An 8,791-nucleotide genomic window follows, 5' to 3' on the forward strand; every position below is an offset into this window, starting at 1 on the left:
ACTCGTCGCCCTCGTCCGCGCAGGAGCCACCTTCACCGGCGGCAAACTCGTCGAACGACCCGACGACCACGCCGCCCCACCATCAGCCGCCTAAAAGATCTTGATCCACAGGTATTGACTATTGCTCTCCGGGTTGACCTCGCAGTCGACCGTCACGGTGTAGTAGCGGGCCAGGCCCTTCCACGGACACACCGACTTGGTCCGGCTCTCCAGGACGTACTCCCGGCGCACCGACTCCGGCGGGAAGTAGTGGTTGCCTTCCACCCGCACCGTTCTCGGGGTCTCGGCGATCACCACGCCGTTCCACACTGCACGCATCATCGACCGCTATACCTCCGTCACGACCAGGGTGTCATTTCACCCGGTTCCACGGCCCTCGGCGCGGCGAGAGTGTCAGCACGGTGACACCATGAACCGTATGGCGCTCTCCCGTCTGCCCTCCGCCGCGCTGGACCAGGCGATGCGGCTGCTCGGCAATGCTCCGGCCGATGAGATGGCCATCCGGCAGGCCGCATGGGTCGCCCGGTGCGTCGGCCGCGGCGAGGCCGCCCCGCTGACTCCCGACGCGCTCACCGCGCTGGCCGCAACCCTGCACCAGGACCGCCTCGAACGCGGCGCCGTGATCTTTCACGGCGGTCAACCCACCACCAAAGTGTGGATCGTCCAGCACGGGCGGGTCGAACTCTCGGTCGGCTCCGGGCGCCGCCGCACCGTCGTAGGAGTGCTCCGCCCAGGAGACGTGGACGGCGATATCCAGCTGCTGCTGGACATGGCCCTGCCCTACACAGCCCGCGCGCTCGACGACGCCACCGTGCTGTCGCTGGTCGCCGACGACTTCGAACACCTGCTGGCCACCAGCCTGCCCATCGCCCGACGCTGGCTGTCCAGCGTCGCCCAGCGCCTGGCCGCCAGCCAGACACGGCTGCTCGGACTGCTCGGCCGGACCCTGACCGAACAGGTCGCCGCGCTGCTGCTCGACGAAGCTGTCGACGGCCAGGTGTCGCTACCTCAGCGCACCCTGGCAGCGATGCTCGGCGCGCAACGCCCCTCGCTGAACAAGATCCTCAAAGACCTCGAACGCCAAGGACTCATCGGCGTGCGCTATGCCGCCATCGACATCCTCAACCCGGAAGGCTTGACCAAACGCGCCGGATGATCTTCCTCGTCACGATCTGGTGACACCGGCGGGTTGTGTAACCGAGGTAACCGACCGGGCCCCCGTACCGGACAAGGCTCGCCCCGTACCGCCGATCCCCGGCGGTGAAGAACGGAAGGAGCCGATCGTGTCCGCAACCGCACACCCCACGACCTCGGGACTGGTATCCCGCGCAGGGAGCGGAGCCGTCGCCGGGATCGCCGGGGGCATCGTGTTCGGCATGCTCATGGCCATGATGGGCATGCTGCCCATGGTCGGGATGCTCATCGGCGTCGACAACGCGTTCGTCGGATTCCTGGTGCACCTGGTCAACTCGGCGATCATCGGCGCGGTCTTCGGGCTGCTCGCCTACGGGATCGCCGACAAGATCGGGCCGGTGCTCGGCGCCGGCATGGTCTACGGCGTCGTCTGGTGGGTGCTCGGCGCGCTGCTGCTTATGCCGCTCTGGCTGAGTGTGACCGCAGATCCGATGATGAAAGACATGGTGTTCGTGATCGAGAAGGACCAGTGGCTGAGCCTGATGGGCCATGCCATCTTCGGCCTGATCACCGCCGCCGTGCTGTACGGACTGCGGCGCCGCGCCCGCTCGTGACGATCAGCGGCGACGATTCCCGGGGTCGGCCGACGCTGCGGATCTACGTCGCACCCGGCTGCGCCGGCTGCCGCACTGCCATGAGACTCGCCCAGGCGGTGCGGCAGGCCCGGCCCGATCATCCCGTCGAGGTGATCGACCTGGCCGACCAACCCGATGCGCCCCTACCGCCAGGGGTGATCGGCACGCCGACCTACCTCCTGGACGACGAGGTGATCTCACTCGGCAACCCGGAATGGGAGGAGCTGCTGTGTCGACTGGACACCGCCGCCACCACGGGTGACGATGAATGACCTGATGCCGCCCGCAGAACTCCCGGCCGACGAGCACTACTGCCTGGACGAGGTCGACCTGTTCCGCGACCTGTCCCGCCGCGAGATGGCCGCACTGGGCGCTCACGCCCCCATGCGCACCGTCGCGACGGGACAGGTCGTCTACACCCCGCTGCAGCCCTCGCCGGTGCTGTTCATCATCAAACGCGGCCGGATCCGCCTGCATCGGATCGCGCCGGACGGCCGCAGCGTCACCACCGCCGTGCTCGGCCCCGGCACCGTGTTCGGCGAGATGGACATGCTGGGCCTGCGGATGCGCGCCACCTGGGCCGAAGCGCTCGAAGCATGCGAACTGTGCCTGATGAGCCGCACCGACGTCCAAGTGCTGCTCCTCACCGACCCTCGCATCGCCCTGCGCATCGCCGAACAGCTCTCCACCCGCATCGCCGACCTCGAAGACCGCCTCACCGACCTGACCTGCAAAGCCCTCGGCGAACGCCTCGCCGCCACCCTCTGCCAACTCGCCCGGCACACCCCGGACGAACCTATCCGGCTCACCCACCAGCAACTCGCCGCCCTCGTCGGCGCCACCCGCGAACGCACCACCACCGCTCTGGGCGAACTCGCCAAACACGACCTCATCCACCTGCGCCGCGGCAAGATCATCATCCGCGCCCAAGCTCGCCTGGCCGCCCTCGCCGACGGCGCCCACCCACCATCGCCGACCGGATGAACACCACCGAGCCGAGCCGGCGCACTTACCTCGCTGCCTATCACGACGACCGGCCGGCCATCACCGACCGCCTAATTGGGTGGAGCCCTGATTGGTGATCGGGCCGCGATGCACTGTGGTGTCGGATTCGCGATGGCGTCGGGTCAGCCCGGCCCACGAGATGAGGTGCCGGGCGCCTGGGCGCTCCCGCTCGACGGCAGCAACTCCCGCGTGGGGGTGGACTGTGTCGGCAGTGTCCTTTTCGGACAAACGGACTGGCCGCGGCGGCTGCAGAGCGGTCTGGGCAACAGCCTGCACCCGCCCAACCTCGACCACGACCACGACCAGATCGACGAGGTGCACTGGCTCGCCGATCACGAGGCCTTCCACGCGACGAGAGAGCTGGCCCGCGCCGAGAAGCTGTTCGCAGGCAACACGTCCGGCTCGGTCTACCGGGTGCTGCGCGAGGTGGCACTGCGGTCGGCACCGGGCACGGCTGTCGTCGGGATCTTCCCCGACCGCGGCGACCGCTACGCCGACACGGTCTACGCCGACGAGCACTGGATCGCGCACGGTATGCCCGAGCATCCGGGCGCGGCGCGGCCACGTCGTGTCCTGCCCGGCACGCCGGTGACGTCGTGGTCGCACCTGCGCAAGGACGAGAGCGCACCACGGCCCGCCCTGCTCTTCGTGGAGTCCAACACGACCGGAACGGGCATGCGGGCGCTGGCCCTCGCACGGGACAAGGGTTTCGAACCGGTGTTTGCGGGCGGGATGATCCCCGAACTGTTCCGCCTGGCCGCCGCAGCCGACCTCCTCGCGGCACAACTGGACCTGGCCGCCGGTGTTCCGCACCAGCCGAGGTGCGTGCCGGCCGGGTACGCGGGCATCCGCTTCCTGACCGCCCCGCACATGGGCGTGCTCGCCTCGATCGACGGGACCGACGAGGCGCGCACGATCGCCGAGGTCACCCAGGTGACGGTCACGGCTCACCCGGGTGACCGGGTCGCTCCGGCGATCGACGCCTACGGACGGCTCGGCTACGTCATCGCCCACGGTGTCACCCGTGCGGATGTGATGGCCGCGCTGTCGAAGGCCCACGCGGCGATCACGGTGCGCACGGTTGATTGAGTGATGCGAGTCGCCGGAAGGAACGGCCACGACCATACGTCGACACCCTGCGCCGGGTCGTCGGGCAGGTCCAGTCGGTCGAGGGCACGGCGCAGGCTTGGGAGCGCGGCGCGGACGACGTCGATATCGGCGACAGGTTCGCGCTCGCGGCTGTCGCTGGTGGGTGGTGTTGGCGGGACCAGCTCAACGCCGATCGGTTCTGAGGCCAGGACGCTGCCACGGCTGGGTCGACTGGACCGTGTTCCCATCGCTCGATCGTGGTGCGCTCGACCTTGAGCGTGACGGCGAACCTTTCCTGGGGGTGCAACTGGCAGCCGCGCGAGCAGCGCCGAGCGGAGTGAGCGGCCGTGCTGCCAGTCGACCACAGCACCACGCAACCGTGCCGTGGCAGCCACAGATCAGCAGGACAAGGCTCCGACCAGCCAAAACGGCTAGTGCTCACACCTGGTAGGTGTCTTCGAGTACCAGCCACCCGGCTGTTGATGTTGCCCATGTTTTCGGTGCCCCGGGCAGGATTCGAACCTGCACTGGCCGCGTTCTGAGCGCGGTGCCTCTTCCGTTGGGCTACAGGGGCTTCCCCGCCGGAGCGGGTTGGTGCGGTCGCGGGGAGTCGAACCCCGACTGGCCTGGCCCTCGACCAGGTGCCTCTGCCGGTTGGGCTACGACCGCGTGGAACGTGACGCGTACCGGGATCGAACCGGTGTCTCCGGCGTGAGAAGCCGGTGTCCATTCCGCTGGACCAACGCGCCTGGTATTGCTGTGTCGTGGATCGACGTGACACAGCAGCGTCGCCGTCGACGCCCTGATCTGGTCAAACGCCGCCCGTCCTGGCGGTGCGGCCCGCGGGTCGGTGTAGCCGCAAGGGGTTACGGCGGCGCGTCCACGTCGATCAGCCGCAGTCCGCCACATCCGTTAAGTGGCTTGCGGTCGTCGAGTACGCCCCGGAGGCCAAACCTTCATCGGCCGTGGTGGCGTCGCAGTCCGCGACGGCCGGCTCGAAACCCGTGTCCTGGGTGGCCCGCAGCATTTCGCCCTCCCTCTCCTTGAGCGAATATGTCCACCCCTCCCGAATTGTCTAAACGACACAGGTGCGGCAGGTGGTGAATCGTGTAAATGGGTGCGCGAAATAAAGAAAGCCGCCTACCGGTTTCCCGATGGCGGCTCCCTGAGCATGACGTGTCACGTCATGGCGGGGAGCCTGAGCTGCCAAGTTGCTGCTCGAGCAGCGGAAGGCCAAGGACGGGAAGCACGAGCGGGCATGCCACGACCGCGACGCCATTGCGCCGTTCTCGCGTCCGCATGCCCGTCATCACAAACTCCCTTGTCGTTGTTCTTCACAAATCATGGCGCAGCTCGTCGGCGGAAGTCAATCATTTATATTCGACTCCGCGAATTGCCGTCAGCCGCGCGTGCGACGCACCGCCCCGGCACCCCCGGCGAGCACGAGCACGAGCACCGCCAAGCCCCAGCGCCGCTTCTCCTCGGTCCGGTCGAGCCGGTTGTCGACGCGTGGGACCGTCGTGGCGGTCTTGTACCGCTTGCGGCTCGGCGGCGGGCTCGCGGGCGACGGCACCACGGGCGCGCCCGCCGCGGGCGGCGCGGGAACCTGTGGGGTCGCCGGGGTCACGGCCGGGGACGTCGACTGCGCCTTGGGCTGGGGCGGCACAACGGGAACCGCCGGCGCTGCCGGTGCCGCACCGGACCGCAGGCAGCCCGCCGCGTCGGTGTGGTCCATCGACGTCGGGCTCACGATCGTCTCGACCGTGGACGGGGTTCGCAGCGGGATCCGGAACCACGCGCTGCTTCCGCGCACGTGCTCGCCCAGGACGTAGAGCATGCCGTCGGCCCCCATGACGGCCGCGCCATAGCCGCGCCCGCCGCCGAGGTTCGCCGACTCGATTTCCCGCACCTCGCCGTCGGCGGGGTTGATGGTGACGAGCCTGCCCTGGGTCGCCACCCCGTGCAGCAGCCCGTCGGGGCCGAGGTCGAAGTCGTCGACGGTCTGGGCCAGCCCCGGTGACCGCAGCGACACCGTCGACACGACCGTGAGATACGTGCGGCTCGCGGGATCGACGTCGACCACCGACAGCGTCAGGCCGGACCGCAGGTACCAGCGGTTGCCCGCCACCGCGCCCGCGGTCGCGCCCGCCGCCTGCCCTGGCGAGCGCAGCGGACCCCGGTCGGTGACCTTCCCGTCCCGGCCGATGGTGACCACATGGCCACCCCCGGACAGCGCGCCGGACCGGCCGTGGGAGGCCAGTCCGTAGGCGACGTCCTGCCCGGCGGCGTAGCCGATCGCGTCGACCCGGTAGGCGAGGTCGGTGACCGGGGTGACCCGGCCCGCGGGCAGTTCCACCCTGGCCAGCGCCGAGAGTCCGCCGCCCGCGCCGTGGACCTGCAGCGCCACGCACACCGCTCCCGCGGCGGCCGCCGCGGGAGCGGAGGACACCGCGACCGCCGCGAACCCGATCACCGGGACCAAAGCCCACCGCGCCCGGCTCATCGCAGCCGGACCTGGGCCGCCTCGAACGCGTCCGGCCCGACTTTCGCGCCGCCCATGTACGGGTTCTGCAGTTGCTGGGTCGCGAAGAGCAGCAGCGCGAGCGTGCCCGCGAGGATCGACACGATGATGATGTGGGTGACCGGTCGCGGACCGCCGAAGAGCATCGGCAAGGCCACCGACAGGATGCTTCCGACGATCAGGGCGAACCAGATGACGTCGCTGATCCCCTCGCCCGCCGCAGTGTCGAGCCGGGCCTGCCGGGCCTGGTAGACCTCCCACGGCTGGTTGGCCGCCTCCGCTTTGCGGCCTTGCTGCCACTCGTCGGTCACCGTGGCGTCGGCCACCGAGCGGCGAAGTTGGTCGAGGGCCGCCCATCCGGGTCCGGCGACTTCCTCGCCCGCGCGCATCTTCGGCCACTCCTGGTCGGCGACCGCGACGGCGTAGGACTTGGCCAGGTCGTGCACCTGGGTGCGGGCGGGCTCCGGCAGCGAGTCGGCGGCCCACGACGCGGCGACCAGGCTCTCGGCCTCCCGGGACGCGCCGTCCTCGGCCGCGCCCACCCCGTCGAACAGCGAGATCAGCACGAACGCGAGCAGCACCGCGTGCAAACCGCCTACGATGGTGAAGACCTGGCCCGCGGCCTCGTTGTTCTCCACGATCCCGTCGGTCTCGCCGACGCGGCGGATCAGGTACGCGACCAAAGCCGCGACCGCGGCGGCGCCCACGACCCACAGGGCTCCGGCCAGATAGATGTTCACGCTGGTTCCCCCCAGGTCCGTCACTGCCGAACCGAGTCGGTGATCCGCTCGCGGCTGCGGCGATCTTGTCACCGTCGGCGCGCCACGACCGAGCAGGGCCCCGATTCCGGTGGCGCACGGCGGGCGCATTCTTGAGGTGTCGCACTGGGGAGGCTGTCGTGCGTGGTGCGCGCCCGCGTCGCCGGCGGTCCGGACGGACCGCCCTGTTCAGCGTGCTCATCCTCTTGGCTTTGGCCGTCGCGGCGGCGTTCGCCGTGCGGGACACGTTCGGCGGTGAGCCACCAAGCACTCCCCCGCGCACGCCCGCGGCGGGGACCGCGGCGCTGGCCGTGAAGATCGACAATGTCATCCAGGCCCGGCCGCACACCGGTCTGGGAGCTGCGGAAGTCGTGTACGTGGAGCCGGTCGAGGGCGGGCTGACCCGGCTGCTCGCGATCTACCACGACACCTTGCCCGAGGTCGTCGGCCCGGTGCGCAGCGCGCGCCGCAGCGACGTGGATCTCCTTGCCCAGTACGGAGAACCGGTGTTCGCCTACTCCGGCGCCGCACCCGAGTTGCGGCCCGCGTTGCGCGCGGCGAACCTGGTCGACGCGTCACCGGAAGCCGTGGCGTCCGCCTACTCCCGGGACGCGGGAAGGCGCGCCCCGCACGACCTCTACGTGCGTCCCTCGGCCCTGCCGGACACCGCGAGTCCTCCCACCGCCGAACCGTTCGAGTTCGGCGCCGCCCCGGTCGCGGGAACACCCACCGGCGCACACCGGGTCGACTACGTCGCGGCGACGTTTACCTTCACCTGGTCGGTTGCCTCCACCTCTCCGGAATCCGGCCGCTGGACGGTGTCACTGGACGGCACGCCGCTGACATCGACCGAGTCCGGCCAGGTCACCGCGGCGACCGTGATTGAGCAGCGGGTGACGGTGCGGGCCGACGAGGCCGTCGAGGACGCGGCCGGGACCCGCTCGCCCGTGGTGTCGAGCGTCGGCACCGGTTCCGCCACCGTTCTGCGCGACGGACAGCGCCACTCGGCGGCCTGGTCGCGCCCGGACGCGTCCGCGCCGACCCGGTTCAGCACCCTGGACGGCGCGCCGCTGCCGCTGTCGGCCTACCCGGTCTGGGTGTTGCTCGTGCCCGGCAACTGACTCAGCACCGCGCGCAGCACGCCCACGGCGATCGACACCACCACCAGCAGCGGGTGCAGCCGGACCATGCGGCCCATCAGGAAGGGTTGCAGCACTTCACCTTCCAGGGTCTGGACGAGCACACTCAGACCCAGAACCAGCAACGCCGTGAGGGGTCCGCCGGACACCAGCCCGACGAGCACGGCCACGAACCCGGCGACGAACGCGCCGACATAGGACACGCTTCCTCCCGCGCCGCGCGTCGGCGTAGGGCGTGCCTGATGGAGATGGCTCGCTCCTGCGGGTGCGGTCGGCGGTCATGGCCAACGCTCCTCCGCTGGGGGCCGGATTGGCCACCATCCCGGCGAAACGATTTCGGCCGGAGCCCGATGCGGGCTCCGGCCGAGATCACTTGCCTGGGACTAGCCGGACCTTCCTGGCTTTCTTGATCGTTTGGCGTGTCGTCCTTGCTGGCACTGGAGAATCCAGCATCCAGGGTGTATTACCTAAACGTGCCCTCGATCGTCGGTAAACGCATCAGCGGGAAGA

Annotated in this window: 11 protein-coding genes and 3 tRNA genes; 7 read left to right on the forward strand and 7 right to left on the reverse strand. The window is 69.9% G+C overall.

Annotated elements, in window-relative coordinates; genetic code table 11:
- Positions 1–90: 90 nt before the first annotated feature.
- The gene (locus ACRDSQ_RS14765) at positions 91–321 is read right to left on the reverse strand and encodes a DUF427 domain-containing protein (RefSeq protein ID WP_431421686.1); all 231 of its coding nucleotides are present in this window, start codon (positions 319–321) and stop codon (positions 91–93) included.
- Positions 322–418: 97 nt separating this feature from the next.
- Between ACRDSQ_RS14765 and ACRDSQ_RS14770 the strand changes: the two genes are divergently transcribed.
- From ACRDSQ_RS14770 to ACRDSQ_RS14795, 6 genes are all read left to right on the forward strand, one after another.
- Positions 419–1,156 carry a Crp/Fnr family transcriptional regulator gene (locus ACRDSQ_RS14770; RefSeq protein ID WP_431421687.1) on the forward strand — a complete coding sequence of 246 codons (738 nt, stop codon included), beginning with the start codon at positions 419–421 and terminating at the stop codon, positions 1,154–1,156.
- Positions 1,157–1,283: 127 nt separating this feature from the next.
- Positions 1,284–1,748 (forward strand): hypothetical protein, encoded by a 465-nt coding sequence (locus tag ACRDSQ_RS14775; protein ID WP_431421688.1) that lies wholly within the window; start codon positions 1,284–1,286, stop codon positions 1,746–1,748.
- Positions 1,745–2,041 carry a thioredoxin family protein gene (locus ACRDSQ_RS14780; protein ID WP_431421689.1) on the forward strand — a complete coding sequence of 99 codons (297 nt, stop codon included), beginning with the start codon at positions 1,745–1,747 and terminating at the stop codon, positions 2,039–2,041. Before ACRDSQ_RS14775 ends, ACRDSQ_RS14780 begins: the two co-directional genes overlap by 4 nt.
- Positions 2,034–2,753: a Crp/Fnr family transcriptional regulator gene (locus ACRDSQ_RS14785; protein ID WP_431421691.1), complete on the forward strand. Its 720-nt coding sequence runs from the start codon at positions 2,034–2,036 to the stop codon at positions 2,751–2,753. The genes ACRDSQ_RS14780 and ACRDSQ_RS14785 overlap by 8 nt, the downstream gene beginning before the upstream one ends.
- Before the next feature lie 132 nt (positions 2,754–2,885).
- Entirely contained in the window at positions 2,886–3,863 is a 978-nt protein-coding gene (locus ACRDSQ_RS14790; RefSeq protein ID WP_431421692.1) for a hypothetical protein, read from the forward strand.
- Positions 3,860–4,066, forward strand: a complete 207-nt coding sequence (locus tag ACRDSQ_RS14795; protein ID WP_431421693.1) for a hypothetical protein — start codon at positions 3,860–3,862, stop codon at positions 4,064–4,066. The genes ACRDSQ_RS14790 and ACRDSQ_RS14795 overlap by 4 nt, the downstream gene beginning before the upstream one ends.
- A 298-nt stretch (positions 4,067–4,364) precedes the next feature.
- Here the strand turns inward: ACRDSQ_RS14795 and ACRDSQ_RS14800 are convergent.
- From ACRDSQ_RS14800 to ACRDSQ_RS14820, 5 genes are all read right to left on the reverse strand, one after another.
- Positions 4,365–4,437: transfer RNA gene (locus ACRDSQ_RS14800), tRNA-Leu, on the reverse strand.
- 18 nt (positions 4,438–4,455) lie between these two features.
- Positions 4,456–4,532 (reverse strand) — tRNA-Leu (locus tag ACRDSQ_RS14805).
- Positions 4,533–4,540: 8 nt separating this feature from the next.
- A tRNA-Glu gene (locus ACRDSQ_RS14810) sits at positions 4,541–4,612 on the reverse strand.
- A 650-nt stretch (positions 4,613–5,262) separates the two neighbouring features.
- A complete protein-coding gene (locus ACRDSQ_RS14815; RefSeq protein WP_431421694.1) occupies positions 5,263–6,366 on the reverse strand; it encodes a DUF6923 family protein in 1,104 nt (367 codons plus the stop codon).
- Positions 6,363–7,124 (reverse strand): hypothetical protein, encoded by a 762-nt coding sequence (locus tag ACRDSQ_RS14820; RefSeq protein ID WP_431421696.1) that lies wholly within the window; start codon positions 7,122–7,124, stop codon positions 6,363–6,365. The genes ACRDSQ_RS14815 and ACRDSQ_RS14820 overlap by 4 nt, the downstream gene beginning before the upstream one ends.
- 212 nt (positions 7,125–7,336) lie before the next feature.
- On the opposite strand from ACRDSQ_RS14820, the gene ACRDSQ_RS14825 reads away from it, so the two are divergent.
- Positions 7,337–8,263, forward strand: coding sequence for a DUF3048 domain-containing protein (locus ACRDSQ_RS14825; RefSeq protein ID WP_431421698.1), 927 nt, complete (start codon positions 7,337–7,339; stop codon positions 8,261–8,263).
- Here the strand turns inward: ACRDSQ_RS14825 and ACRDSQ_RS14830 are convergent.
- On the reverse strand, positions 8,227–8,484 hold the full coding sequence (locus ACRDSQ_RS14830) for an AI-2E family transporter (RefSeq protein ID WP_431421699.1): 258 nt from the start codon (positions 8,482–8,484) through the stop codon (positions 8,227–8,229). The two genes, ACRDSQ_RS14825 and ACRDSQ_RS14830, sit on opposite strands and share 37 nt — an antisense overlap.
- Positions 8,485–8,791 lie beyond the last annotated feature (307 nt).

The sequence above is a fragment of the Actinokineospora sp. genome, assembly GCF_050699995.1.
Lineage (GTDB): Bacteria > Actinomycetota > Actinomycetes > Mycobacteriales > Pseudonocardiaceae > Actinokineospora.

Bases quoted from the DNA above. Each gene is read 5' to 3' on its own strand.
- ACRDSQ_RS14765 (WP_431421686.1), bottom strand. From the start codon at position 321: ATGATGCGTGCAGTGTGGAACGGCGTGGTGATCGCCGAGACCCCGAGA.
- ACRDSQ_RS14770 (WP_431421687.1), top strand. From the start codon at position 419: ATGGCGCTCTCCCGTCTGCCCTCCGCCGCGCTGGACCAGGCGATGCGG.
- ACRDSQ_RS14785 (WP_431421691.1), top strand. From the start codon at position 2,034: ATGAATGACCTGATGCCGCCCGCAGAACTCCCGGCCGACGAGCACTAC.
- ACRDSQ_RS14790 (WP_431421692.1), top strand. From the start codon at position 2,886: ATGGCGTCGGGTCAGCCCGGCCCACGAGATGAGGTGCCGGGCGCCTGG.
- ACRDSQ_RS14815 (WP_431421694.1), bottom strand. From the start codon at position 6,366: ATGAGCCGGGCGCGGTGGGCTTTGGTCCCGGTGATCGGGTTCGCGGCG.